The organism is Thalassotalea ganghwensis (assembly GCF_053485795.1).
Genome location: NZ_JBQRUM010000011.1, coordinates 54,404 through 79,903, shown reverse-complemented (window position 1 = coordinate 79,903; position 25,500 = coordinate 54,404). Strand labels below are relative to the sequence as shown.

General features: G+C 38.1%; 26 protein-coding genes. 13 read left to right on the top strand and 13 right to left on the bottom strand.

Annotated features, from left to right (window positions below; genetic code table 11):
- Positions 1-8: 8 nt before the first annotated feature.
- From ACSLUH_RS12430 to ACSLUH_RS12410, 5 genes are all read left to right on the top strand, one after another.
- On the top strand, positions 9-1,052 hold the full coding sequence (locus ACSLUH_RS12430) for a PhoH family protein (RefSeq protein WP_448567446.1): 1,044 nt from the start codon (positions 9-11) through the stop codon (positions 1,050-1,052).
- Positions 1,053-1,505, top strand: coding sequence for an rRNA maturation RNase YbeY (gene ybeY / locus ACSLUH_RS12425; RefSeq protein ID WP_448567444.1), 453 nt, complete (start codon positions 1,053-1,055; stop codon positions 1,503-1,505).
- Between the two features lie 112 nt (positions 1,506-1,617).
- Positions 1,618-2,496, top strand: a complete 879-nt coding sequence (locus ACSLUH_RS12420; protein ID WP_448567442.1) for a CorC family transporter — start codon at positions 1,618-1,620, stop codon at positions 2,494-2,496.
- Positions 2,497-2,526: 30 nt separating this feature from the next.
- Positions 2,527-4,077, top strand: a complete 1,551-nt coding sequence (gene lnt / locus ACSLUH_RS12415) for an apolipoprotein N-acyltransferase (protein WP_448567440.1) — start codon at positions 2,527-2,529, stop codon at positions 4,075-4,077.
- A 91-nt stretch (positions 4,078-4,168) separates the two neighbouring features.
- A complete protein-coding gene (locus tag ACSLUH_RS12410; RefSeq protein WP_448567540.1) occupies positions 4,169-5,833 on the top strand; it encodes an amidohydrolase in 1,665 nt (554 codons plus the stop codon).
- Between the two features lie 100 nt (positions 5,834-5,933).
- On the opposite strand, the gene ACSLUH_RS12405 is transcribed toward ACSLUH_RS12410, so the two are convergent.
- Both ACSLUH_RS12405 and ACSLUH_RS12400 read right to left on the bottom strand, forming a co-directional pair.
- Positions 5,934-6,899, bottom strand: a complete 966-nt coding sequence (locus ACSLUH_RS12405) for a GGDEF domain-containing protein (RefSeq protein WP_448567438.1) — start codon at positions 6,897-6,899, stop codon at positions 5,934-5,936.
- A gap of 2 nt (positions 6,900-6,901) precedes the next feature.
- Complete coding sequence (locus tag ACSLUH_RS12400) at positions 6,902-8,032, bottom strand: response regulator (protein ID WP_448567436.1); 1,131 nt, start codon at positions 8,030-8,032, stop codon at positions 6,902-6,904.
- A 173-nt stretch (positions 8,033-8,205) separates the two neighbouring features.
- On the opposite strand from ACSLUH_RS12400, the gene tpx reads away from it, so the two are divergent.
- Positions 8,206-8,841, top strand: a complete 636-nt coding sequence (gene tpx, locus ACSLUH_RS12395) for a thiol peroxidase (protein ID WP_448567538.1) — start codon at positions 8,206-8,208, stop codon at positions 8,839-8,841.
- 245 nt (positions 8,842-9,086) lie between these two features.
- Positions 9,087-9,542 carry an Hsp20 family protein gene (locus ACSLUH_RS12390; RefSeq protein WP_448567434.1) on the top strand — a complete coding sequence of 152 codons (456 nt, stop codon included), beginning with the start codon at positions 9,087-9,089 and terminating at the stop codon, positions 9,540-9,542.
- Between the two features lie 75 nt (positions 9,543-9,617).
- Here the strand turns inward: ACSLUH_RS12390 and ACSLUH_RS12385 are convergent, their stop codons facing one another.
- Positions 9,618-10,403, bottom strand: coding sequence for an alpha/beta fold hydrolase (locus ACSLUH_RS12385; RefSeq protein ID WP_448567432.1), 786 nt, complete (start codon positions 10,401-10,403; stop codon positions 9,618-9,620).
- 173 nt (positions 10,404-10,576) lie between these two features.
- Between ACSLUH_RS12385 and ACSLUH_RS12380 the strand changes: the two genes are divergently transcribed.
- Entirely contained in the window at positions 10,577-11,365 is a 789-nt protein-coding gene (locus ACSLUH_RS12380; protein WP_448567430.1) for an SDR family oxidoreductase, read from the top strand.
- 7 nt (positions 11,366-11,372) lie between these two features.
- Here ACSLUH_RS12380 and ACSLUH_RS12375 read toward each other — a convergent pair whose 3' ends face one another.
- The 4 genes from ACSLUH_RS12375 to ACSLUH_RS12360 all read right to left on the bottom strand — a co-directional run bounded on the left by ACSLUH_RS12375 (position 11,373) and on the right by ACSLUH_RS12360 (position 14,570).
- Positions 11,373-11,741, bottom strand: coding sequence for an MGMT family protein (locus tag ACSLUH_RS12375; protein WP_448567428.1), 369 nt, complete (start codon positions 11,739-11,741; stop codon positions 11,373-11,375).
- Positions 11,741-12,403, bottom strand: coding sequence for an SDR family oxidoreductase (locus tag ACSLUH_RS12370; protein ID WP_448567426.1), 663 nt, complete (start codon positions 12,401-12,403; stop codon positions 11,741-11,743). Before ACSLUH_RS12370 ends, ACSLUH_RS12375 begins: the two co-directional genes overlap by 1 nt.
- Before the next feature lie 70 nt (positions 12,404-12,473).
- A complete protein-coding gene (locus ACSLUH_RS12365; RefSeq protein ID WP_448567424.1) occupies positions 12,474-13,217 on the bottom strand; it encodes a substrate-binding periplasmic protein in 744 nt (247 codons plus the stop codon).
- A 6-nt stretch (positions 13,218-13,223) separates the two neighbouring features.
- Positions 13,224-14,570 (bottom strand): DEAD/DEAH box helicase, encoded by a 1,347-nt coding sequence (locus tag ACSLUH_RS12360; protein ID WP_448567422.1) that lies wholly within the window; start codon positions 14,568-14,570, stop codon positions 13,224-13,226.
- Positions 14,571-14,800: 230 nt separating this feature from the next.
- Between ACSLUH_RS12360 and ACSLUH_RS12355 the strand changes: the two genes are divergently transcribed.
- Positions 14,801-15,133, top strand: coding sequence for a hypothetical protein (locus ACSLUH_RS12355; RefSeq protein WP_448567420.1), 333 nt, complete (start codon positions 14,801-14,803; stop codon positions 15,131-15,133).
- A 495-nt stretch (positions 15,134-15,628) separates the two neighbouring features.
- Here the strand turns inward: ACSLUH_RS12355 and ACSLUH_RS12350 are convergent, their stop codons facing one another.
- The 3 genes from ACSLUH_RS12350 to ACSLUH_RS12340 form a co-directional block, all read right to left on the bottom strand.
- A complete protein-coding gene (locus ACSLUH_RS12350; protein WP_448567418.1) occupies positions 15,629-16,363 on the bottom strand; it encodes a LytR/AlgR family response regulator transcription factor in 735 nt (244 codons plus the stop codon).
- Positions 16,356-17,456 (bottom strand): sensor histidine kinase, encoded by a 1,101-nt coding sequence (locus tag ACSLUH_RS12345; protein ID WP_448567416.1) that lies wholly within the window; start codon positions 17,454-17,456, stop codon positions 16,356-16,358. Before ACSLUH_RS12345 ends, ACSLUH_RS12350 begins: the two co-directional genes overlap by 8 nt.
- A 151-nt stretch (positions 17,457-17,607) precedes the next feature.
- Positions 17,608-18,474: a flagellar protein MotY gene (locus ACSLUH_RS12340; RefSeq protein ID WP_448567414.1), complete on the bottom strand. Its 867-nt coding sequence runs from the start codon at positions 18,472-18,474 to the stop codon at positions 17,608-17,610.
- Positions 18,475-18,854: 380 nt separating this feature from the next.
- Between ACSLUH_RS12340 and rnt the strand changes: the two genes are divergently transcribed.
- Positions 18,855-19,502, top strand: a complete 648-nt coding sequence (rnt, locus tag ACSLUH_RS12335; protein ID WP_448567412.1) for a ribonuclease T — start codon at positions 18,855-18,857, stop codon at positions 19,500-19,502.
- Positions 19,503-19,538: 36 nt separating this feature from the next.
- Here rnt and ACSLUH_RS12330 read toward each other — a convergent pair whose 3' ends face one another.
- The 3 genes from ACSLUH_RS12330 to ACSLUH_RS12320 all read right to left on the bottom strand — a co-directional run bounded on the left by ACSLUH_RS12330 (position 19,539) and on the right by ACSLUH_RS12320 (position 21,078).
- On the bottom strand, positions 19,539-19,910 hold the full coding sequence (locus ACSLUH_RS12330; protein WP_448567410.1) for a hypothetical protein: 372 nt from the start codon (positions 19,908-19,910) through the stop codon (positions 19,539-19,541).
- A 134-nt stretch (positions 19,911-20,044) separates the two neighbouring features.
- Complete coding sequence (locus ACSLUH_RS12325; RefSeq protein WP_448567408.1) at positions 20,045-20,650, bottom strand: peroxiredoxin; 606 nt, start codon at positions 20,648-20,650, stop codon at positions 20,045-20,047.
- Between the two features lie 89 nt (positions 20,651-20,739).
- On the bottom strand, positions 20,740-21,078 hold the full coding sequence (locus tag ACSLUH_RS12320) for a Grx4 family monothiol glutaredoxin (RefSeq protein WP_448567406.1): 339 nt from the start codon (positions 21,076-21,078) through the stop codon (positions 20,740-20,742).
- Between the two features lie 256 nt (positions 21,079-21,334).
- On the opposite strand from ACSLUH_RS12320, the gene sodB reads away from it, so the two are divergent.
- From sodB to ACSLUH_RS12305, 3 genes are all read left to right on the top strand, one after another.
- Positions 21,335-21,916 (top strand): superoxide dismutase [Fe], encoded by a 582-nt coding sequence (gene sodB, locus ACSLUH_RS12315; protein WP_448567404.1) that lies wholly within the window; start codon positions 21,335-21,337, stop codon positions 21,914-21,916.
- Between the two features lie 336 nt (positions 21,917-22,252).
- Positions 22,253-24,187, top strand: a complete 1,935-nt coding sequence (locus ACSLUH_RS12310; protein WP_448567402.1) for a PrkA family serine protein kinase — start codon at positions 22,253-22,255, stop codon at positions 24,185-24,187.
- A gap of 22 nt (positions 24,188-24,209) precedes the next feature.
- Complete coding sequence (locus ACSLUH_RS12305) at positions 24,210-25,487, top strand: YeaH/YhbH family protein (protein WP_448567400.1); 1,278 nt, start codon at positions 24,210-24,212, stop codon at positions 25,485-25,487.
- Positions 25,488-25,500: the final 13 nt, after the last annotated feature.

The window sequence follows — 25,500 nt, the reverse complement described above, 5'->3', positions numbered from 1 at the left end:
AAGAAATTTTGACTAAAAACGCCCACCAAATCTTTAAATTAGAGCCTGAGGATAATAATCGTCAGGCTAATTTATGTGGCCCAATGGATGACAACCTTAAAACCATTGAAAAACGTTTAGGGGTTGAAATAAGTTATCGCGGCAATGAATTTAAAGTTGTCGGACAACCTAAACGAGCCACGGCAGTAGTAAAGTTACTAAAGGATCTATATCTCGAATCAGCAACGGTTAAAGGTGAAGTTAAGGCTATTACCGATGAAATGGTTCATTTAGCGATTATCAGTGCAGATGCGCTGGAACAACCACCAGAAAAAATCGACGTTAATTACGAAAAAATGGTCACGATCAAAACCAAGCGTGGCGTGATTAAACCTCGTAACGATAATCAACAAGCTTACGTACAAAATGTGTTAACCAACGATATAAGCTTTGGTATTGGTGTTGCAGGAACAGGTAAAACCTATTTAGCAGTAGCTTGCGCGGTAGATGCGCTTGAGCGACAAGAAATCAGACGAATTCTTTTAACTCGACCCGCGGTGGAAGCTGGTGAAAAGTTGGGGTTTTTACCGGGTGATTTATCACAAAAAGTCGATCCCTATCTTCGTCCGTTGTATGACGCCTTGTTTGAAATGCTTGGCTTTGAAAAAGTTGAAAAACTGATAGAACGCAACGTAATTGAAATAGCTCCACTTGCCTATATGCGCGGTAGAACCCTTAATGATGCCTTTATCATACTCGATGAAAGTCAAAATACCACGGTTGAGCAAATGAAGATGTTTTTAACCCGGATAGGCTTTAACTCTCGTGCGGTCATTACTGGTGATGTTACCCAAGTTGATTTACCTCGTGGGCAAAAATCAGGATTGCGCCATGCGATTGAAGTGCTTGATAATATCCCTGGGGTAAGTTTTAATTTTTTTCAATCAAAAGATGTCGTAAGACACCCAGTCGTGGCAAGAATTGTTGAAGCTTATGAAGCTTATGAAAAAAAAGTTAACAAGCTAAAAGCAGAGCAAAAAAATAACAACCAACAACCGAAGCTGGATAGCTAAATGACGATTACGGTTGATTTACAAGTAGCGTCAAATAGCACACAGCTGCCAACGGAAACGTTATTTCACACATGGGTAAATGCTGCGCTATCAAAATATAACAAACCTTATGAGTTAACTATCCGTATTGTTGATCAACAGGAAAGTCAAACGCTTAATGATCAATATCGTGGCAAAGACAAACCCACTAATGTGTTATCCTTTCCTTTTGAGGTTCCTGAAGGAATAGAGCTAGCGTTACTTGGTGACCTTGTAATTTGCGCCCCGGTTGTTGAGCAAGAAGCTCTAGAGCAAAACAAATCATTTGAAGCTCATTGGGCCCACATGGTAATACATGGGTGCTTGCATTTGTTGGGGTTTGACCATATTGATGAAGACGATGCTACAGAGATGGAAGCATTGGAGATCGAAATTCTAGATACGCTAGGAATTGCTAACCCATATTTCATTTAACGTGTTGTTTTAAATGAATTTAAATAACAAAATAAAATTTACTTGAAAATAATAACATTACGTTTCAAACTAAACAGCTATTAACGATATTAACAGGAAGTAAAAAAGCTCTATGAGCGATGATAATCCTCACTCTAGCAACGGCTCTTCAAATAGGTCAATTTTAAATAAAATTGTACAACTGTTTACTGGAGAGCCGCAAAACAAAGATGCCCTAGTTGATGTATTAAACGATGCAGAAGACAGGGAACTGATTAAACCAGAAACAAAATTAATGATCGAAGGTGTATTAGTCGTTTCCGACATGCGTGTTCGAGACATTATGATCCCACGCTCACAAATGGTCACTATCGATATTACCGATCCTTTCGAAGAGTCTTTACCGGTGATCATTGAATCAGGCCATTCACGCTTTCCAGTGATAAGAGAAGACCTTGATCACGTAGAAGGCATTCTTCTCGCTAAAGATCTGCTGGCCTATGGTTTTAATCAACATGAAGATGAGTTTACCTTAGAAAAAGTCATTCGCCCTGCTATCATTGTGCCTGAGAGTAAAAAGGTAGAACCTTTATTAAAGGAGTTTCGTTCACAGCGCTACCATATGGCTATTGTCGTTGATGAATATGGTGGCGTTTCTGGTGTTGTTACCATTGAAGATATACTCGAGCTCATTGTCGGTGAAATTGAAGATGAAACCGATGATGAAATTGAAGAGAATATTAAGCCGTTAGCTGGTAATGTTTATATGGTTAAAGCATTAATCGAATTACCAGAATTTAATGAATATTTTACCTCTGGCCTTGATGAGAATGATGCCGATACCTTAGGTGGTATTATCCTTCATAAGTTTGGACATATGCCTAAAAAAGGTGAAAATATCAAAATCAATGGCTTTGACTTTAAAATCGCTGCCGCCGATAGCCGCCGTATACAGACGATACAAGTTACCATCCCTAAAAACCACACTATCTTAGGCAAAACGACTGATTAAATCCTGACGGTGTCTTAAAACCTAACTATCATGAAAAACTTGTTTGCCAAGCTGTTGTCAGCCGCTAGTCATTTTAAACAATACCGAGTTGATTTTTTGCTTGGCGCAAGTTTAGTATTTGCCTATGCCCCATTTTCTCAGTGGTGGCTAGTGCTTATTGTATTTCCATGCTGGCTGCATTGGTTAACTAAAGCAAAAACTGGACGAGCGTTTCTCCATGGTTTTTATTTTGGTTTTGGGTGGTTTTTAGCCGGCATTAGTTGGGTTTTTGTTTGTATCGATCGCTTCGGTGGTGTTCCGATAGCAGTCTCTATCATGTTGACCATGTTTCTAGCGGCTTACCTAGCTTTGTTTCCAGCATTGGCTAGCTACTTAAGTAGTCGTTTCGCTCATAAACCAAACTACAATTTTTGGTTACTTCCCGCAAGTTGGCTAGTGGTTGAATGGTTACGAGCAAGATTGTTAACGGGTTTTCCTTGGCTTTCTATTGGTTATAGCCAGATTGATGGTCCACTAGCCGCCTTTGCCCCAATTGTCGGTGAAGTGGGTATTAGTTTCTTGGTCATTTTCGTTAGCGTCCTTATCGCTAACTTAGTGGGCAAAACGTATCAGCGTCGCAGTGCCATTTTGTTAATAAGTACAGGAGTAGTAACAGTACTTGTTCAGTTAATTAATCCATTGGTAGCTCGTGATAAAACCATCAATGTAGCTTTGATTCAGGGCAATATCCAACAAGAATTGAAATGGCAGCCAGAGCAACAATGGCCAACAATGATGAAATACTTAACGCTAACGAGACAGAGTTACCCTGCAGATCTCGTTATTTGGCCGGAATCAGCGATTACGGGTATAGAGCCTTTATTGACCACGCAAGAGTTCTTAGACATCGCCGATGCATCAGCCAGTGTCAATAACAGTGCTATCATTACCGGCATCCTCAACTATAACTTTGACACCAAAGAATCATTCAACAGTTTAATTGTACTCGGTAAGCGCACCCCTGCAGATGACACTGGTAGTTATTTTTATAACCACAGCAATCGCTACTACAAACACCATTTATTACCCATTGGCGAGTTTGTACCATTTGGCGATATCTTAAGACCATTAGCGCCATTATTTAATTTAGCCCAATCCTCGTTTACGCGAGGCGCCTATCAGCAGGAAAATCTTGTCGCACAAGGGCTTAATATCTTACCAATGATATGTTTTGAAATCGCTTTTCCTGAGCAACTAGCAGCTAACTTTACCGATAAAACCAATATGATCCTTACCGTCAGTAATGATGCCTGGTTTGGCGATTCACATGGCCCCCACCAGCATTTAGAGATTGCTAGAATGCGGGCAAAAGAGTTTGGTCGCCCAGTCTTACGTGCAACAAACACTGGGGTTACCGCTGTCATTGATAGTCATGGGAAAATTATCGATATTTTGCCACAATTTAAACAAGCGGTGCTTAAAGCTGAAGTCGAATTAACACAAGGGATGACTGTGTATCAGCACATTGCACCGTTTGCTGTTTGGTTAATGCTGGTGCCCTACCTAATCATGCTTTATTTAGCTCAACGTCTCTCACGTTAAACACGTGCAGTAATCTCGGTCTAGTTGACTAAGAAACTCATTTAAACCATGCTAGTATCAATGTTCAATAACAATAAAAAGATAAACAGTGATGCTCAAAAAAAAATGGTTAACCTCTCTTTTACTCACCAGTACAGCCTGTTGTAGTCTTGGTATTTATGCTCAAACTACCGTCCTAGAAAATATTAATGGCTACACAATTAATGACGATAAGTTGTTGAAATTTCATGCTATTCAATTTACTGACGATAAAATCGATAAAATATTTTTAAGCAACGACACAGTAACAACGCACACTAATGTCGATCTTATTGACGGTAAGGGAAAAACTTTACTACCGGGCTTAGTTGATGCCCACGGCCATATTTTAAGTTACGGCTTAAGCTTGTTAACCGCTGACTTAGTGGGGGCAAAAAGTGAAAATGACGCTGTACAAAAGACGCTGGACTATGCAAAAGCAAACCCAGAGCAAACATGGATCACCGGAAGGGGTTGGAATCAGGAACAATGGTCCAATAGACAATTTCCAAGTGCGGCATCCTTAGATAAAGTCTTTCCAGATCAACCCGTATGGTTGAGACGAATAGACGGACACGCGGGGTGGGCAAATAGCAAAGCCATGGAACTCGCTAAGATAAACAGTGATAGTAAATCTCCCTCTGGTGGTGAAATAGTTAAAGACACGAATAGTAAGCCAAGCGGAATTTTTATTGATAATGCCATGGCTTTAATTGAAAAAACTATCCCTGCATTAACCGAAGCACAGCAAGCAATAGCACTTGAAAAAGCCATGAAAAGTCTCGTCTCCTATGGTTTAACCAGTGTTCATGACGCGGGAATTGATGGTAGTAATCTTGAAATTTTTAAAGCATTAGCTGAAGAAAACAAAATGCCGCTTCGCGTAAATGCAATGCTCTACTTACCAAGTGAAAACTGGCAAGCAATATTACAAAGCGGTAAATTTAAGACCGACGATGATATGCTCAGCTTTAATAGTGTTAAAATTCAAGCTGATGGCGCATTAGGAAGCCGTGGCGCGGCATTAATTGATGATTATCATGACCAAGCGGGTAATAAGGGCTTATTACTGCACAATAACCAGCAATTAAAACAATACATTGAAGTGCCGATGAAGCTGGGTTTTCAGGTAAATACACACGCCATTGGTGATCAAGCCAACAAGTTGACCTTAGATTTATATCAAAACGCTATTCAAGCAACAGATTCTCAAAAACTGAGACATCGAATTGAACATGCACAAGTATTACGCTTAACGGATATACCTCGCTTTAAAGCGCTCGGTGTTATTGCCTCAATGCAAGCCACCCATGCAACCAGTGATAAAAATATGGCGCAAGATCGTTTAGGTGAAGATAGAATAAAGGGGGCTTATGCGTGGCGAAAGTTACTTAATGAAGACGTAGTTATTGCGGCAGGCTCTGATTTCCCTGTTGAATCCCCTAACCCATTTTATGGTTTACATGCATCGATAACACGTCAAGATCACCAATCGCTTCCTAAAGGAGGTTGGTTTGCACAAGAAAAAATGACCCGTTTAGAGGCGCTGAGAAGTTTTACCATCGATGCTGCATTTGCAGGTCACCAAGAGCATATCATTGGCAGTTTAACGCCGGGTAAAAAAGCTGATTTTATTCTTATAGATAAGGACTATTTTAACGTCAACGAGCAAGAGTTCTGGAAGATAAACGTGTTGGAAACCTGGGTTAACGGTAAACAAGTATTTAAACACCATTAACGAGGTTGTTGATCCCAGCACAAATCAAATGCGAGCAGCTATTTTTCAAAAATGCTGCTCATTTTATACCGTAATTCAATATCGCTTACCCTAACGGGGCTTAACCATGCTTGGGGTATAGGGTTATTCTATTTCTTCCCCCCTCTTTAGACATATAAAGTGCAGCATCGGCACATTCAATCCAAGCTTCATAATTATCAATGCTATGACTGACCTCTGCGATACCAATTGATATTGTATACTTGATATCAATATCATTGTATTTAACCACAGATTCTTCAACATTCCTGCGCAAGCGCTCGGCGAAAGTTTTTGCGCTCGCTAAATCGGTATCAGCTAAAAGTATGGCAAACTCTTCACCGCCGTAGCGACCAGATACATCGGTTTCCCTAACCTGATCTCTGATCAATTTAGCGATATGACGGATCACTTCATCACCAACCATATGGCCATATTCATCATTTACTCGTTTAAAGTGGTCAATATCAAGCATAACTAAACAGCTGGCATTTTGACTTCGCAACCAGCGCTTATACTCTGCTTGCAAGCAATTTTCCCAATGGGTACGATTGAATAGTTTAGTTAGTCCATCGGTTTGGCTAAGAATTGCAAGTTCTTGGTTAGCTTTTTCAAGCTCCTTTTTATGGATAGCAATATCGGTAACATCATAAACTATCAAACATAAATGCGTGACCTCGCCAGTCGCAGATAACAGCGGAATAAATGTCGTATTTTGATACATGAAATCTGCGCTACCGGTGATCGGACGGTAATTTTGAAACCTAAATAAGTAAGGCCGTTGCTCCCAAATAGTGAATGCTTTATTTTTTAACAAAAATACCGATTCAGCTTTACGAATAAACCAGTCTCGTGGTATTTCCTCAAATAAATCAAATATCACCTTCCCTTTGGCTTCCCTTGGTAGCAAACCACTATGGTTTTCCATAAAACCATTCCAAATTTGAATTTGATAATTTCTGTCTAATACCACTAAGCCAGCATCAATAGAATGGAGCATTTCCATTAGCCAATGTAGTTCATTTAATTGTTCTGTTTTCAACGACATAACTAATCCAATAAATAAGCTAGCTTGTTATTCAGTGTTTTCATTGAGTCTTCAGTAAATAACAACAACAAATCACACTTTATATTATAATTTTCAATTCCATAACTAATCTCAATTGCCAGCGTCCTTTTCCAGCGTTCAGCATTGGTTGCGATGAGTTCAGATATTTTTCGGTGCTGCCCTAAAACTACTGGGTGACCTTGGCTAAACGACATGTCCAACTGATTTGATACGCCGCTTAAACAGGCACCAATAAGCACATTGGCTAAATCCATCAACAATTCCAACTCAGTACTTTCATCGACTTCATATTGGTAATTCATTAAGGAAGCGACATCTTTAAAGCTAGAGTCGTTCAAAATAAGTAAAGCTTCACCAGAAATCCCAGCGCCAATAAAACCCTGACATATTCCGGAAGTGCTTTCATGTGCTTCTACCGCAGAAAGCGCCATGCTTAACTCGCTAACCTCGATAAGATTGACGTTTGGAATGGGTAAGACAACAAAAACATCAAGTAAACGTGCCAATAAGTCTCCCGCTTGCCCCATCGCGACATTCGCAATTTCTTGATAACAATCTCTTATATCTTGCTCTAAAGCTTGCAATTGCTGCTTATCATGAGATTGCGCTATCGTTTCGATGGGTTTATCTATTTTCGGCATTGGAGCAAGTTTACTGCTCTTAAGTTCATTGTCTTGCGTTTGCAGATCTGCACTGTTATCAACGTTGGGTGAGGTGGAACTAGTTAGCCCACTTTCACGGGCAGCTTTATAAATACCGTATAAGCCGAGAATTTCAGTAAGCTTCTCCTTATTTACTGGTTTTTTAATAAAATCTAACGCCCCTAAACTTTTAACACGTTGATAGGCTTCTGGCTGGATATCTCCCGAAATAACCACCACCATCGTTGGCAAGTCTTGAGCGACAATAGCTTCAAGTGTTTGATATCCATCCATGATCGGCATATTTAAGTCAAGCAATAGCACATCACCCTTGCCCGCTTTTATCGCTTCAATGGCTTCTTGACCATTACTAGCAAAGCTTACACTAACATCCCATCCATCAGGTAACGAGCGTGCAACTTGCTTTCTCGCCATATTAGAATCATCACAAATTAATAACGGTGTAGTCATAAAATAGTTAACTTTTTCTTATTTCGAGTTTCTGGCAAAAATAACCAGATCTTTTTGGACATTATTAGGTTTTGCTTAATATAACAATAGCTAAAATAAAAAATATCACACGTTAATATGGTAATTTTCTCAATCAAAGGTAAACTTTTATTATCCTACAAAAAATTAGATAAATTATGAAATTACCATCTTTTGTTATCCTCGCTAGTCTTTGTTGTTTTGCCTCTATAAGTAAAGCGTATACTGACACCTCTCACCTGCCTGAAAACGCTTCTTTGGTGAAAGCTGGCGGTAAGTTTGTCACCTTATTAGGCCATCAAGTAAGTGTTGGTGAAAAAGCCCCTGACTTTACTGTCGTTAATGAGTCTTTTTCTAAAGTACAACTGTCTGATTTTGCCAATAAAACCATTCTTATCTCGGCAGTTCCGAGTTTAGATACCGGAGTATGCTCACTACAAACTAAACGCTTTAATGAAGAAGTTTCTAATTACTCAGACGATATCGTAATGCTGACCATAAGCAATGACCTACCTTTTGCGCAAAAACGATTTTGCCAAGCAGAGAACATTGATCAAGTTACTGTACTTTCTGATAGTGTTTGGCGAGATTTTTCAACCCAATATGGCCTATTAATTAAAGATATGGGCTTAATAACCAGAGCGATTATAATTATCGATAAAGCGGGCAAATTAGCGTACAAAGAAATTGTCGAAACGATTTCTGAGCATCCAAACTATGATCTTGCATTGTCGACCTTGAAAACTATTGACACCAACGAATCGGTTGAACCCGTTGAAATGAAAAATTAATTTTTTCATAAAAAACAATAATATAACAAAATTCGAACAATTTTTTTCAGATAATGATTTGAAAACTTCTTTTCACACCCCATCTTAGTTTATGTAGTCGCCGTAAAGGGGCTACATAAACCGCCTGTTCATTTTTGAAAGGCATTACTAAACAATAACTTATTCTCAACTAGTATCTATTTAACCATAGACTTGAGTCGATAGTTTTGTGAACAATATATTGCTACATATTAGGATATAACATTATGCGTACAACAACAGATTTTAGCCCTCTTTATCGTTCATTTATTGGCTTTGACCATTTAGCAAGTATGATGGACAAAGCATCTCGTGCAGACAAACAATCAACCTATCCCCCTTATAACATTGAGCTTTTAGCTGACGATCAATACCGCATTACCATGGCGTTAGCTGGCTTTGCTGAAGATGAACTCGAAATAGAGTCTAAACAGAGTAATTTGATCATTACCGGTACCAAATCCGCTGATAAACAAGACAAACAGCGTAAGTTTTTACATCAAGGTATTGCTGAGCGAAATTTTGAAAGAAAGTTTCAATTAGGTGATCATGTTAAAGTGATTGGTGCGTTCATGGAAAATGGTTTACTCCATATTGATTTAGAAAGAGAAATTCCAGAAGCTTTAAAACCAAGAAAAATTGCTATAAATAGCGGAAGTCTTCTGGAGGAAAAAAACCAATAATACCTTTCTTTATCATGTTTTCTCCCTTAATTTTTGCCCAGTAGCTTACTACTGGGCTTTTTTTATGGTCTTTTTTTATTGTTGATTAATAAAGTCAATAAATGGAGGAAGAGATACACCTGGCTGGGCAATTGGCCCCATATGCCCTGCTTCAACTTGCGTTAAACGACAATTACTTAAGGCTTTTGAGATAGCTAAAGCTAAGTTTTGACTGACTTTTGGACTTTGACGGCCTACGATAATTTGACTTGAAAACGTTAATTTATTTAAATCTTCAAGATGATATCGCTCTGAAGTTAAGCCAATAAAGTCCAAGTTTACTTTCGCGATACTTTTTGCCATTTGCTCTTGAATCTTTTTAGGTAGCTGTCGGAAAAAACCAGTAAAATTCCAAAAATCAGTAAATAATTCAGCAGCTTCAATATTGGGCTTATTAGCAACCTGTTGTGAAAAGTCATCTATAATTTTGCGCTCATCACTGCCACTTGGTAAAAGATGAAAAGCCACAGGTTCATACAAGCAAAGACTTATTATTGCTTGAGGTGATTCTACAGCCCATTTAAGCGCAATTGCACCGCCACAGGAATGTCCAACAAGGTGAAAGGGTTTATCTGCTATCGTATTAGCCACAATTTCTCTGATCCGCTGCAGTTCAAGGTTAAAATTATATTGCGATGGCTCAACGACGGGCTCTGCTTCTCCATAACCCAATAGATCAATGGCAATACAAAAGTAATTATCACTAAGGTGATGCATTAAAGGCAGCCACTGTTTAGCACTACTTAATGACGAATGGAGAAATACGATGGCTTGATTGTGTTTTTGCCCTGCAAGATAAACTGCACTATTCGAATGAGACATAAAGCTATTTAAACAATAATTTTTAGGGTTATTATCCGGCGTCAACAATCGATGTCAAAAAAAATTAACATTCCTATCGTTAAATTAACTCAAATATTTAGCTCTGCACTGACAATCTGCCGACCAATATGTTAAAACGTCGCTACAAATAATGAAAATTGGATCAGGAAAACATGAATATTGATTTTACAAACAAACGCGCCTTGGTATGTGGTAGTAGCCAAGGAATAGGTAAAGCTTGCGCCATTGAATTAGCAGCATTGGGCGCTAGTGTTACCTTGTTTTCAAGGAATGCTGATTCACTAACCAAGGTGTTAAATGAGTTAGATTGTTCAAAAGGTCAACAACATCATATACTTGTCGCAGACTTCAGCCAACCAGAGCAAGTTAAACATGTCATCAATCAAGACGTGGTTGACAATGGTGGTTACGAAATCCTCATTAACAATACTGGCGGACCGGCTCCAGGCCCTGCGAACACTGCAGAAGCCCAGTTATTTATCGATGCGTTTAATCTTCATTTGGTCTCAAACCATCACTTAGTGCAAGCGTTAATCCCTTTCATGAAGACGCAAGGTTATGGCCGTATTATTAATGTTATTTCTACATCAGTTAAGCAACCTCTGCCAGGTTTGGGCGTATCAAACACGATTCGAGGAGCGGTAGCTAGCTGGGCTAAAACCCTGGCTAATGAGTTAGGAGAATTTGGTATCACGGTTAATAACGTATTACCTGGCGCAACAGCCACTGCTCGTCTTGATGCGATTATTGAAGGTAAGGCAAAAAAACAAAATATTTCTATCGAGCAAGCAACAATCAATGAGAAATCTCACATTCCAATGAGACGATTTGCCAAGCCTGAAGAGTTTGCCTATGCGGCAGCATTTTTGGCATCGCCGGCAGCGAGTTACATCACGGGGATTAACTTGCCTGTCGATGGCGGTAGAACATCTTGTTTATAGGTTATTTTTAATATTTTAACTTAAACAGTATTTGACTAAGATCAGGCTGCCAATGAAAATCAAAAAGTCTGATCTTAGCGCCTACAATGACAACGCCTTCTTCAATTAACAAAGACTTTTGCCTTACAAAAGCCTCACTATCGACGGGAAATGAAATCTTGCCTTGAGCATTTATCACCCGATACCAAGGTACAGCCATCCCTTGCCAGCCATCTTGGGGTACCTGACTTAACGCTTTTCCTACCATTCGAGCCCTACCAGGTAATCCAGCTAAGTCGGCAATTTGGCCATAGGTAGCAACTTTACCTTCAGGTATCAATTGCACCGTATGCCAAATGCGTTGCTGTTTGCTATCTTCGGCCTTAGTCGCCAACATTACCACGGCAGTGTTTGACCATTCGAATGTAAAAATGTCCCTGACGTGCTCATGTCCTGTTGATTAATCAATTGCGCTAGTCGCTGAGCACATTCAGTAGCCGTTATATCTCCACCATGATTCACCATATCGGTTTGTACATATCCTGGATGGTAAATCCCGACCGAAATATTATCGTCTTTTAAATCTTGCGCTAACGAGACAGCAGCTGCATTTAAAGCGGCTTTAGACATTCGATAGCCATACCTTCCTCCAGACCCGTTATCAGCAATTGAGCCCATTCTAGAGGTTATCATGGCAACTCTAGCGCCGGCATTAAGATTAGAAAGTAGTACTTCTGTGATCATCAGTGGTGCTATAGCATTGACTTCAAATTGTTCTCGAATAGTTGCCGTATTGATGTCACCTAGCTGCTCATCTCTTAGAATGCCTGCATTGCAAATAAGAACATCAATCGGTGTTTTATCTAAAATAGATTGCAAGCGCTTTCTATCTTCATCAACAGTTACATCAATATTCTCTATCACCTTTTGAGCACAGTGGTTGAGCTCCTCTGAACTTTTTCGGCAAACACCAAATACCGCATCACCTTGCTGGCTAAATGTTTGCGCTAACGCTAGCCCTATTCCACGATTTGCTCCAGTAATTAATACATTTTTCATCCACAGTCCTCAGTTGATTGCTTTTAAACTCATGTTGATATGAACTCATTATCTGTACATTAGGTTGGGCTTATTCAGCGGCTAATACCAGTATCATTAATTGATTTATATCAAAGCGTTGTGCAAATTGCTTAGAAAATGCTAGATACGACTGTGCTGATTTATCACTCACAGAAATAATATCGAGTGCATGGTTGAGCCGCAACTGTTCAATAATTGTACGTGCAATATTTTCATCGGTTGCGACAAGATCAACTCGTCCACTATTAAGCATTTGCAACGCCGACTCTATTGAATTGACTTCGACCGTTTCGACATTTTTATCAGCAATTAGCTCATCTAATTCATTGCCAAGTAGCATTGAGCGGGCTTTAGCTAACGTCTTACCTTTGAGGTAATTGCCTAATTCAATTAACTGCTCTTTATCAGTTTTCCTTCTGACTAAGACCGACCTCTGAAATTGAGTAATTGGGTGACTAGGGTATGCAATATAATGTTCTCGCTCTGGAGTTTTAATAGCCGGAATAAGTGCATCGTGAGCCCCATACTTCACTTGCTCTAATGCTCGGGTCCAGGTCATTATATCAATGTTGATATCGATTCCTGTCGACTGAGAAAATCGTTGTAATTGTTTAACTAATGTCCCTTTCAGCTCACCATTGTCATTGATAAAGATAAGCGGAGGGATAGACGGCGCGGCTATACTAATAGCAGTAGGCAATTTTATAACGGCTTCTTCTTGCGGATGTGCCGATACCCAATCGACACAAAAAAAACACACCAAAACTAAAAGAGATCGAAAACTCGCTAACATATTTATCTATTCATTACTTTCGTCATTATTGTTGTCAATTTGCTCCGGTGCAATTTTGACTTTTTTGCGCATCACCGGCATATCTCCAACATCTTTACTAAACACTGGTTTCTTGATTGATTGTCGTTTTTTAATCGTTTTTTCTTTCGTTGTTGGTACATTGATTTTTTCTACGTTAGGCTTATGCACCTTTTTCGGTTTTAAGCCTTTAAACTTTGCCTTTAAGCCACTCATCACATCAAAATTAAATTGGGTTTGCAAAAATGCTTCTATATTTTTAAAACTATTCCAATCTTTAGGCCCAACAAATGAAATAGCGATACCTTTGTTACCTGCTCTACCCGTTCTGCCAATTCTATGGACAAACTCTTCACTATGTTTCGGTAAATCAAAATTGATAACATGGGAAACATTGACCAAATCCAAGCCTCTTGATGCTAAATCAGTGGTAACAAGTATTTTTTGTTGCCCCTTACTAAAACCTTCCATAATTTGATTTCGTTGGCTTTGATTTAGTTCACCACTTAAAGCGACGACACTATGTCCTTGTGATGCAAGCAAAGTTGCTAACCTTTCAGTATCCGCGCGCGTTGCAGTAAATATGATCAATTGTTGATGAAGTTGTTGCTCTAAAACATGTGACAGTAAACGTTCTTTATGTGATAAATCATCAGCAAAATAAAACTGTTTAACAATGTCTTTATGCTCCGTATGAGCTGCTCCAATACTAATTCGACGTGGTTTTTTAAGTAGCTTTAAAGCAAAATCATTAACTTGCGCATGATCTAACGTCGCCGAAAACAGTAATGTTTGCCGTTTTCTGTGATCAGCGGCATTATTGATTTGATTTAACTGGTCAGCAAAGCCCATATCCAACATTCTATCGGCCTCATCTAAGATCAATAACTCAAGTCCATGCAAATAGAAATGCCCTTGTGTTAAGTGATCTGCCAACCTACCAGGGGTTGCAACGATAAAATGAGGATCCTTTTCCAAGGTTTTTACTTGATCATTAAAGTTTTCACCACCCAATATCAACACCGATTTAAATTGAGTTCCACTGGTAAACAAGCGAAGTTGACCAAAAACTTGTTTAGCAAGCTCTCTCGTCGGCGTTAAAATAACAACTCGAGGATCCCTTTTTGATAGCGCTCGCGTTTTCATCAAGCGTTGCATCGCAGGAATAATAAAAGCCAAAGTTTTTCCAGAACCTGTTTTAGAAGAAGCAATAAGATCTTGGCCAGTCATCGCAACAGGTATTGCTTGTTGCTGAATTTCTGTAGGTTCAGTAAACCCCAAGTGTGCAATCGTCGATAATAACCGCTTATCTAAACCAAAATCATTAAACTGCAAAGTTGTCTCCACCGTATACGTTAAATAATCTATTAAACTGTGCTGTATTATAACCGTTTAATGATAAATTTATTGATAAATATCACGTTAATTAACCTTATCTAAATACACTTTACTGTAACTTAGTTTGATAATATTTTGAAAATTAACGTTAAGCGCTCCTTAGCACTAGTACAATAACTGATGATGACGTACTATTAAGAGTAAATGATTCACTTTTAAGGATAGTTATGTTGAAACGATTACACTTCACAGGAATGATAATTGCCCTTTTAGTCACGACAACATACGGTAAAGAAGCGCACGCTGAAGAGCAAACAATGCCAGCGGTGATGTCAGATGCTAAGGTTTTCGCAGAATATGTTGATGAAAAGCCTTATGTGGTTAATTATTACACCTTAGCTGAAGAGCAAGCCATTATTGATTTTTACCAAGAAAAGTATGGGCAGGTCATATCACAAGAGCGCAAACGAGGCAGATTACTGGTTAAATTCTCCGAGCAAATACGCATTATTATTAGCAATCAAAATAATCGCCAGCAAGTTGACTTAATGATTAAGTGATACTTTTTAATATTGGTTTAGCTATTTGCTCATTTGAAACGCAAGTAGCTAAATTTAACCTTTCCATCAAAAGCAATTTGGTTTCTATTGATAAGAACAATTCTATAACGCAACTTACACTGACAAAAGTAAAAGGCACACTAAAACTCACCAAAAAAATTTTGTCATTTAAGCTCTTAACATTACGAACTCAAAAACCATTAGTTGATTGATTAATATACAATTAATTCCATCGATATCGTCTTAGAATCATCTTAGAAAACTTTCTCATGTGTGTGATTACATTACTGATGTCACAAAAATGACATTTCATGGCATTGCTACTTTCTTTCATTTGAGATTTACGGTTTTATATACCTGAACAGAGGTTAAGACACCCTATGTATCCCTAGTGTTTCAGTGGAATAAACTGCAACTACATAAGGTTTGTGTCGGTTTGACTGGTGTTTAACATTTTTTCGTTGAGGTAACGATTGGGGACGAAAGTCCCCCTTTTTATGCCTGCTTAAAAAGATGGGTATAACTACGACTCACTTGCACTTCAATAGGATTATGCTTCATATGCAATACTAGTTTATCCCCTTCTGTTTGTGTCACGTAATCTAGGTGGTTAATATTAATCACAGTGCCACGATGAACTTGCCAAAATATTTCTGGATCTAAACGTTCTAACAATTGTTTTAGGGGCAAGCGAATAAGCGCTTCTCTATCCTTCGTTATTACCTTGATATAGCGGCCATTGGCTTGAAATACCACGACATCTTCAATCGGTACAACCCATATTTTATGGCCTATTTGCATATTAATACGGCTCATATATCCCTTACTAGCAATATCTTGATGCACTGGATACTCTGGAAGCTGTAAACGTTGCTGTAAACGCTCTATGCAAGCAATCAAACGTTCATCAGAAAATGGTTTAAGTAAATAATCTTGTGCGCCTTGTTCAAAAGCCTCGACAGCATACTGATTAAATGCTGTAACGAAGACAATTTCAGTATGACAACCAATCTGTTTAGCAACATCGATACCTGAGATATCTCCCATTTGGATATCTAAAAAAGTGACTTCAGGCTTCATTTGATTGATGGCGCAGATGGCCTCTTGCCCATTATTAACTGACGCTACAATATGCGCACTAGGCCAATAGGCTTTTAATTTGGCAACAAGACTTTCTCTTAAAATCACCTCGTCTTCTGCAACCAAAATATCAACGACTTTATTATCCATTTACAGGTACCTCAATAGTGGCAATAGTTAGCTGCTTATCGACATTTTCCATAACTAACTTTGCCTCATTTTGATAGGCAATTTTTAAGCGAGCTTTTAAATTATTTAAACCCGTTCCATGGCCAAGACCATTGTCAATGATTGATAATGAACCTTTATATAGTCCGGCATTATCCGAAACCGTCATTATCAATTTTTGTTGGTCATTTTTATTAACTTCTATCCTTACTTTTCCATCTTTAGCACTCTTTTCAATACCATGTTTAATCGCATTCTCTACTAGAGTTAATAGTGAGAGTGGCAGTATAGGTAAAGGATATAGATCTTCGTCACATATTACTTGATAACTTAATTTATCGCCAAAACGAATCGATTGAATATTTAGGTACTGCTTGATCATTTGAAGTTCTAGTTCTAACTCAATAAATTTTTGGCGGTAAACAGGTACAGTTGAACGCAAATACTCCGTCAACGATTCCAGTAAAACTTTTGCTTTTTTTGAATCTTGATCGATCAAGCAATGCAAATTAGCCAAGGTGTTGAAGAAAAAGTGAGGTTCAATTTGCGCCTGCAATAATTGCAGTTCCAATTCAATTTTTTCCCGCTCTAACGACTGTTCAGCCACTTGTTGCTTTAGTAACTGAAACTCAGGTTGAGCTTCTCTGCGTTTAATATAAAAAATCAGCATTATCGCCCAAACAACTGGCAACACGATAGCAAGTAAATAGAGAAAAGAAAGATAAAGTGAATGGATAAAGTTTGATGTTCCCCAATCAAAGATAACCAGTACAAAAGGTAAGCTTAATAACAAAGCTCCCAAACCAATATTAACTATTTTATATAAAGGTAATTGCTGATGAGCCCCTCGAGAAATGTAAATATAGGTAAATACAATATTAAAACCGAGAATATTTAAAAGAATAAAATAAAAAGTTAACTCATCGACGAAAACGTCAAAACTGCCATTAGTCATGTTTTGACGATAAAAAGAAATCAGCACAGCAGTAATACTATTAATAATAAAAATCACTAATAAATTCGTTAACTTAAACAACGAAAATACGGCTTTTATGCGAGTAAATGAAACTGCCAACGGTAAATCACTTATTTTTTGTCAATAATTTGTAATTTACATGTTATACACTAATTATAAAAAAAGATTAAATAAAACTTTGATACAAAAAAAAGCCACACATTTGTACAAGTGTAGCTTTAAATTTACATAATTAATATCTTTAATTAGATCATGGTTGTTCCATTCTGATCACTACACGTCGGTTTTTTGCTCTTCCTAAAACGGTATCATTTGATGCGACATGGCGTTTCTCACCGTAACCTGTTGCTGCAATTCGCGAAGGGTCAATCCCACTAGCGATAAAGTACTCTTTAATTTTTTCAGCACGTTGATTTGATATTTTTTGGTTTAAGCTTCTACCACCATAACTATCAGTAAACGCGTCTACCAACACTAAATCCAACTCTGAATCTAAGCTTAGATATTCCGTTATCATCGCCATTTTACGTTGTGATGCTTTGGTCAATTCATCACTATTAAATTGATAGTTCAACACCGTATAAGCAATATCTTCAAAATTGAAGTTAAGTAAATTTCCAACGCAGCTAACAAAACTCTTATATGCTTTCTTAAAACTCGCACTTGAGAGGCCAACTGAAATTTTGTCATTATCGCTATACCAATCATCGTAGTAAAACGTTGGGCTCATTCCTTGCTCTAACTCATTGAGCATTGTCCATGCAACTTTTTTAGGTAAATCAGGTGAAAACTGCTTGTGCAACTTCATATCGGCGATGGTGTACCCTCTTTCTCCTGGCTTCCATTTAGGAGCGACTGAACGAACTTCAGCTAATGAATAATTGTCTGGCAACCTTAACATTTCAAGTTCAAACTCCATATTAATGTTTCGGTTTGCTTTACTCGAAAATTTTGCCAAGCCGTAATTGGGAATCGGATGTGCCAACGTGCACTCCAACCGAGAGTTATCAACTAATTGCCACTGAGATGTATCGAGATCTGCTTGATATTGACGAATGCCAGCATTGGCTGCGCTAAAATAACTAACAGATAAAACGAATAATAATAGTTTTTGCATGAGAATCTAGTTTCGTTATTGGCTACAACATTAATATCGACACTAAAGCGCAAAACTTTAGAAGTTTTTTATCGATTATGTAGATTTACCACATTAAAAGCAATGGCATTGATAAATACATGATAATCTCTTGGCACACTACCTAAAATAATTTTTTGATAAGAAATTTTACCGCAATCATTTGGTATCGAATTAGAAGTATGCCCCTCAAGAGCTTGTTGCGGACAAACTAAAAAAGTTAACCGCCGTTAATCAAAGGCTCAAAAAGCAACCAACAAATATTTAATTAATAAACATCCTTAAAATTTTTTAATCTAGACGAGTTTTCGCATTAACTTTCTGCGATAATATCTCTTTTATCGTTTTAGAATTGGGTGGTTATGTCTGACGCTTGCGTACCTAAAAAAGAAGAAAGTTTATTTGCTAACCGATTTCGAGGATATTTTCCTGTCGTTGTTGACGTAGAAACGGCGGGCTTTAATTCCTCGACAGATGCGTTACTCGAAATCGCTGCAACAACCCTATCGATTAACGAGCAAACAGGGCTATTTTCCCTTGATGAAACCATTCATTTTCATATTGAGCCATTCGAAGGTGCCAACATAGAAAAAGCAGCTTTAGAGTTTACCGGCATAGATCCTTTTCATCCATTAAGATCGGCGGTTAGCGAAGAAGAAGCCTTGAAAAGCATATTTAAATTAATTAGAAAAAAAATGAAAGCGGCGGGTTGCCAACGAGCAGTTATGGTAGCCCACAACGCGTCATTTGATTTAGGTTTTGTAAATGCAGCGACAGAACGATGCTCAATTAAGCGCTCACCTTTTCATCCATTTGTAAGTTTTGATACTACAACTCTTGCTGGATTAGCGTTAGGACAAACGGTATTGGCAAAGGCTTGTCAAGCAGCCGACATTGAATTTAGTAACAAAGAAGCTCACTCTGCACTCTATGATACAGAGAAAACCGCGGAGCTATTTTGCTACATCGTTAATCGGTGGAAAACCTTAGGTGGGTGGCCATTGCGTTGACCATTACTAAAACGACAACACTATTTATTCTATGATTTAAAGTTTCCGATTACGTTTGACACGATTATTGTGACGGAATATTAAATTTCTTAAAGCAATAACGCAAATAACCATAGAGGCAAATTGAAAATATGGATTTTCAGTGACAATGACAATAAAGATGGCTAAGGCCCCATAACCGTATGGCAGATATTCATAAAGTATTTCAGGCAACGGATAACGCTTGCCTTCTATTCGACGGTCTTTGCGACGTGCTGCAGAGCGTGTTACTAAAGTAATACAGCCTGCCCCATAAAAAAGCGCTGCCGATAATACAAACCCCCAACCATCACCACGCACTAGCAACAAACCACTGACGATAAAGTAAAAGTATGGTAAGTTTTCATATATTGGTCGCGGAAATCTCATAACCTTCCTAGCATTGTGTCGCTTCCGGGTAACCCAAACAGAAACAATAAGTTAACAAGTAATATTAAGTGTAGATAAGGATTGGAGATAAAAAAAGCCGCAAAAGCGGCTTTTTTAATATAAAAGACAAATAATTACAATTTGTCTGCGTTATCCGTTAAGTATGAAGCAACGCCTTCAGGTGAAGCGGTCATCCCTTTATCACCTTTATTCCAACCTGCTGGACATACTTCGCCATGCTCTTGATGGAATTGTAAAGCATCTACCATACGTAACATTTCATCAACGTTACGACCTAATGGTAAGTCGTTAATTACTTGATGGCGAACTGTACCTTCTTCGTCAATTAAGAATGAACCACGGAAAGCAACACCTGCTTCAGGATGCTCAACATCGTATGCTTGACAAATTTCATGTTTTACGTCAGCAACTAAAGTGTATTGCACTGGACCAATACCACCATCGTTAACTGGTGTATTACGCCATGCGTTGTGAGAAAACTGAGAATCGATAGAAACACCGATAACTTCAACACCACGGCTTTTGAACTCTTCCATACGGTGGTCAAAGGCCAACAACTCAGACGGACAAACAAACGTAAAGTCTAATGGGTAGAAAAATACGACTGCTTTTTTACCTTTAATTGCTTCAGATAACGTAAAGCTATCTACAATTTCACCATTACCTAAAACAGCTGCGGCAGTAAAATCTGGTGCTGGACGACCAACTAATACACTCATTTTATTCTCCAAATAATGTTAATTGAGTTCTTTATATTTGTCTCATTAGTATTGAGACATTCCGAAAATTTTCAACCGTAATTAAAAAATTATTCTTCGGCAGCTGATTTAGCTGCCGCTTCTTTAATTAATTCTTGCAATTCACCTTTTTGATACATCTCCATGATGATATCACAGCCACCGATTAGCTCACCTTCAACCCACAATTGAGGAAACGTTGGCCACTCAGCATATTTCGGTAATTCAGCGCGAATATCAGGGTTTTGCAATATATCTACATAAGCAAATTTTTCACCGCACGCCATCAGTGCTTGCGAAGCTTGAGAAGAAAAGCCACAACTGGGTAACTTAGGTGAACCTTTCATATATAAAAGTATATTGTTTTGAGCTATTTGCTCTTTTATACGCGCAATCGTATCTTGTTCCATCAGTAACCTCTACATCTAATCTTTTTCAACAGTTATGGGTATTGAACCACCAATATTCAATGGTATGCATAATATTTATTAATTAATTCTAATAAATCATCTTTTTACCTTGATAAATGTACTAGCAATACCTATATAATCCAGTACACTATGCGTGGCTTAAATACCTGAGTAGTTTACTAGGTTTTAGCCAAAACAAACAACTTCTTTATTTGAGCAATTTTTTATTACATATAATCAATTTCTGGAGATTAAAATGGCTATCGAATTACCAGCTTTACCATATGCGCAAGATGCGCTAGCACCTCATATTTCTGCTGAAACTTTAGAGTATCACTATGGTAAACATCACAATACTTATGTCGTTAAACTAAATGGTTTAATTGAAGGAACTGAATTTGAAGGTAAATCTTTAGAAGATATCGTTAAAACCTCATCAGGTGGTGTTTTCAACAACGCGGCTCAAATTTGGAACCACACATTTTATTGGAATAGCTTAAGCCCGAACGGCGGTGGTGAGCCAACAGGTGCTTTAGCTGATGCTATCAATGCTTCATTTGGTTCATTTGCTGAATTTAAAGCAAAATTCACTGACAGCGCCATTAACAACTTCGGCTCTAGCTGGACATGGCTTGTTAAAAACGCCGATGGTAGTTTAGCGATCGTTAATACCTCAAACGCTGCTACTCCACTTACAGATGAAGGCGTTACTCCTTTGCTAACGGTAGATTTATGGGAACACGCCTACTATATTGATTATCGTAATCTTCGTCCAAATTACATGGAAGCATTCTGGGCATTAGCAAACTGGGATTTTGCTAGCAAAAACTTTGCATAATTTTTAATCGTTAAATTCTTTTCTAAAAAGCAGGCTTTGCCTGCTTTTTTTATTTTGTCGCTTTCCCCTAAAAAAATTCGCTAAACGAATACCACATCGTAGCCAGCTTATACCGAAAAGCTTTTCAGTAGAATTTTATTAATTGCTAAGCAATCAATTTTAAATAATTACAAAAAAATTGTTAAATTTTTCTGCGACTTAAAAAATAACTACTAAGCTTATAGATAACATAATTAATTTTCTCGGTCTTATTATTAGATACTGGTTAAACATGTTATTTATCAGCTTGATTATCATATGTTTAACGCAGACATGATTACGGTATGCGGAGGCGTTATGAGCATTTTTAAACATTATCAGTCACGATACGAACAAGCACAGCAAGAAACTTTTTCGATACAGGAGTTTCTCGATATTTGTCAAAAAGACAGATTCGCCTATGCCAGTGCTGCAGAGCGTTTGCTTGCAGCCATTGGTGAACCGGAAATGATAGATACTTCAGCTGAGCCTCGTTTAAGCCGAATTTTTTCAAATCGTGTTATTGCACGCTATCCAGCTTTCAAAGACTTTTATGGCATGGAAGAAGCAATCGAACAAATTGTTTCTTATTTGCGTCATGCTTCGCAAGGTTTAGAAGAGCAAAAACAAATTTTATATTTACTTGGCCCTGTTGGTGGTGGTAAATCTTCGTTAGCAGAAAAGCTAAAAGCGTTAATGCAAAAAGAGCCGATTTACGTACTAAGTGCCAATGGACAACGCAGCCCCGTTAATGACCATCCATTTTGTTTATTTGACAAAAATGCTGACGGTAAAGTACTTCAAGAGGAGTACAATATCCCAGAGCGTTACCTTAATACCATTATGTCGCCTTGGGTGGCGAAACGATTACATGAATTCAAAGGCGATATTGCCAAGTTTGAAGTCGTAAAAGTCTATCCATCTATTCTAGATCAAATTGCCATCGCCAAAACAGAACCAGGAGATGACAACAATCAAGATATTTCTGCATTAGTTGGTAAGGTCGATATCAGACAACTTGAGCACTACGCGCAAAATGATCCAGATGCCTATAGTTATTCAGGCGCACTTTGTCGAGCAAATCAGGGGGTGATGGAATTCGTTGAGATGTTTAAAGCACCAATTAAAGTTCTGCATCCTTTACTAACGGCGACTCAGGAGGGTAATTATAATCCAACAGAAGGATTATCTGCCTTACCCTTTAACGGTATTCTACTCGCCCATTCGAATGAGTCAGAGTGGCAAACCTTTAGAAATAATAAAAATAATGAAGCGTTCTTAGATCGCGTCTACATCGTCAAAGTACCTTACTGTATGCGTGTATCTGAAGAAGTTAAAATCTATAAGAAACTCCTTAATAACAGTGAATTGAGAGAAGCACAATGTGCACCAGACACTTTAGAAACTCTGGCACAATTCTCTGTCTTATCAAGGCTGAAAGAGCCCGAAAACTCTAGTATTTATTCTAAGATGCGCGTTTATGATGGCGAAAGTTTAAAAGACACCGACCCGAAAGCCAAATCATATCAAGAATATCGTGACTATGCCGGTGTTGATGAAGGTATGTCGGGATTATCAACACGTTTCGCATTCAAAATTTTATCGAGGGTGTTTAACTTTGACCATATGGAAGTAGCGGCAAACCCTGTTCATTTATTCTATGTATTAGAGCAACAAATAGAAAGAGAACAACTCCCCAAAGAAACCGCAGAACGTTACTTAGAGTTCATCAAAGGATACTTAACGCCACAATACATAGAATTTATTGGTAAAGAGATCCAAACGGCGTATTTAGAATCCTATTCTGAATATGGCCAAAATATCTTTGATCGTTACGTTACCTATGCTGACTTTTGGATCCAAGATCAAGAATACCGTGACGCAGAAACAGGACAATTATTCGATAGAGAAGCACTCAATAACGAGCTTGAAAAAATTGAAAAACCTGCAGGGATCAGTAATCCAAAAGATTTTAGAAATGAGATCGTTAACTTTGTTCTAAGAGCGAAAGCCAATAACAACGGTAAAAACCCTAATTGGACAAGTTATGAAAAACTAAGAACCGTGATCGAGAAGAAAATGTTCTCCAACACTGAGGACTTATTACCGGTGATTTCATTTAACTCAAAAACATCAACGGATGATCAGAAAAAACATGATGACTTCGTAGAACGTATGATGTCTAAAGGGTATACGAAAAAACAAGTTCGCTTATTGTCTGAGTGGTACTTACGCGTAAGAAAAGCGTCTTAAGGTGCAGGCCTGAGGAGGTTGTATGGCTAACTTTATTGATAGGCGACTAAACAGTAAGAACAAAAGTACTGTCAATCGGCAACGCTTTATTAGGCGCTATAAATCACAGATCAAGCAATCTGTCGAAAAAGCGATTAATAAACGAGGAGTAACAGATGTCGACAGTGGTGAAAAAATCAGTATCACCAAAAAGGATCTGAATGAGCCTGTATTTCACCAAGGACAAGGTGGTGTTAGAGATAGAGTACACCCTGGTAACGACCAGTTCACTCAAGGTGATCGTATTAAACGTCCTCCTCAGCAACAAGGTCAAGGCGGAGGAGAAGGTAAAGCAAGTGACTCAGGTGAAGGAGAAGACGATTTTGTTTTTTCGATATCAAAAGACGAGTATTTAAATTTATTATTTGAAGATCTCGAATTACCAAATTTAGAAAAGAATCAATTAGATAAGCTCATAGACTACAAAACCGTTCGGTCTGGATATTGTGCAGAAGGCGTACCGACAAATATTGATATTGTAAAATCTCTTCAAGGTTCATTAGGCCGCAGAATTGCGATGACATCTTCTAAACGCAAAGCCTTAAAAGAACTAGAGCATCAACTCGCCAAGCTAGAGAGTGAACCTCTTGATAACATCAAAGAAAAGAAAGCACTAAAAAAACAAGTTAAGGAGCTAAAAGATAAAATAGCTAACGTTCCATTTATCGATACATTTGATTTACGTTACAGAAATTATGCTAAGCAACCTATTCCGACCTCAAAAGCAGTGATGTTTTGCTTGATGGATGTATCTGGTTCAATGGATCAAGCAACCAAAGATATGGCAAAGCGTTTTTACATTTTACTCTACCTGTTTTTAACGAGAACTTATAAAACCATTGATGTCGTATATATTCGTCATCATACCCAAGCAAAAGAAGTCGATGAGCAAGAATTCTTCTATTCACAAGAAACTGGTGGAACTATTGCTTCTAGCGCATTGGAACTGATGATAAAAATTATTGATGAACGTTACAATCCAAGGGAATGGAATATCTATGGCGCACAAGCTTCCGATGGAGATAACTGGGCGGATGATTCGCCGCATTGTCATCATTTAATGCTTAAAAAAATATTACCCCAAACTCGTTACTTTTCGTATATAGAAATTACCCAGCGTGCCCACCAAACACTCTGGCAGCAATATGCAAGCATTGCTGAAACGCACGATAACTTTGCTATTCAGCACATAAAATCCGTTGAAGATATTTATCCGGTATTTAGAGAACTTTTCAAAAAGAATACCAGTAAAGCGGCGTAATAAAAGGTTAAAG

Excerpts from the sequence above, each read along its gene's own strand:
- ybeY (WP_448567444.1), top strand. The coding sequence starts at position 1,053 with ATGACGATTACGGTTGATTTACAAGTAGCGTCAAATAGCACACAGCTG.
- ACSLUH_RS12420 (WP_448567442.1), top strand. The coding sequence starts at position 1,618 with ATGAGCGATGATAATCCTCACTCTAGCAACGGCTCTTCAAATAGGTCA.
- lnt (WP_448567440.1), top strand. The coding sequence starts at position 2,527 with ATGAAAAACTTGTTTGCCAAGCTGTTGTCAGCCGCTAGTCATTTTAAA.
- ACSLUH_RS12410 (WP_448567540.1), top strand. The coding sequence starts at position 4,169 with ATGCTCAAAAAAAAATGGTTAACCTCTCTTTTACTCACCAGTACAGCC.
- ACSLUH_RS12405 (WP_448567438.1), bottom strand. The coding sequence starts at position 6,899 with ATGTCGTTGAAAACAGAACAATTAAATGAACTACATTGGCTAATGGAA.
- ACSLUH_RS12400 (WP_448567436.1), bottom strand. The coding sequence starts at position 8,032 with ATGACTACACCGTTATTAATTTGTGATGATTCTAATATGGCGAGAAAG.
- ACSLUH_RS12390 (WP_448567434.1), top strand. The coding sequence starts at position 9,087 with ATGCGTACAACAACAGATTTTAGCCCTCTTTATCGTTCATTTATTGGC.
- ACSLUH_RS12385 (WP_448567432.1), bottom strand. The coding sequence starts at position 10,403 with ATGTCTCATTCGAATAGTGCAGTTTATCTTGCAGGGCAAAAACACAAT.
- ACSLUH_RS12380 (WP_448567430.1), top strand. The coding sequence starts at position 10,577 with ATGAATATTGATTTTACAAACAAACGCGCCTTGGTATGTGGTAGTAGC.
- ACSLUH_RS12375 (WP_448567428.1), bottom strand. The coding sequence starts at position 11,741 with ATGTTGGCGACTAAGGCCGAAGATAGCAAACAGCAACGCATTTGGCAT.
- ACSLUH_RS12370 (WP_448567426.1), bottom strand. The coding sequence starts at position 12,403 with ATGAAAAATGTATTAATTACTGGAGCAAATCGTGGAATAGGGCTAGCG.
- ACSLUH_RS12365 (WP_448567424.1), bottom strand. The coding sequence starts at position 13,217 with ATGTTAGCGAGTTTTCGATCTCTTTTAGTTTTGGTGTGTTTTTTTTGT.
- ACSLUH_RS12355 (WP_448567420.1), top strand. The coding sequence starts at position 14,801 with ATGTTGAAACGATTACACTTCACAGGAATGATAATTGCCCTTTTAGTC.
- ACSLUH_RS12350 (WP_448567418.1), bottom strand. The coding sequence starts at position 16,363 with ATGGATAATAAAGTCGTTGATATTTTGGTTGCAGAAGACGAGGTGATT.
- ACSLUH_RS12340 (WP_448567414.1), bottom strand. The coding sequence starts at position 18,474 with ATGCAAAAACTATTATTATTCGTTTTATCTGTTAGTTATTTTAGCGCA.
- rnt (WP_448567412.1), top strand. The coding sequence starts at position 18,855 with ATGTCTGACGCTTGCGTACCTAAAAAAGAAGAAAGTTTATTTGCTAAC.
- ACSLUH_RS12330 (WP_448567410.1), bottom strand. The coding sequence starts at position 19,910 with ATGAGATTTCCGCGACCAATATATGAAAACTTACCATACTTTTACTTT.
- ACSLUH_RS12325 (WP_448567408.1), bottom strand. The coding sequence starts at position 20,650 with ATGAGTGTATTAGTTGGTCGTCCAGCACCAGATTTTACTGCCGCAGCT.
- ACSLUH_RS12320 (WP_448567406.1), bottom strand. The coding sequence starts at position 21,078 with ATGGAACAAGATACGATTGCGCGTATAAAAGAGCAAATAGCTCAAAAC.
- sodB (WP_448567404.1), top strand. The coding sequence starts at position 21,335 with ATGGCTATCGAATTACCAGCTTTACCATATGCGCAAGATGCGCTAGCA.
- ACSLUH_RS12310 (WP_448567402.1), top strand. The coding sequence starts at position 22,253 with ATGAGCATTTTTAAACATTATCAGTCACGATACGAACAAGCACAGCAA.
- ACSLUH_RS12305 (WP_448567400.1), top strand. The coding sequence starts at position 24,210 with ATGGCTAACTTTATTGATAGGCGACTAAACAGTAAGAACAAAAGTACT.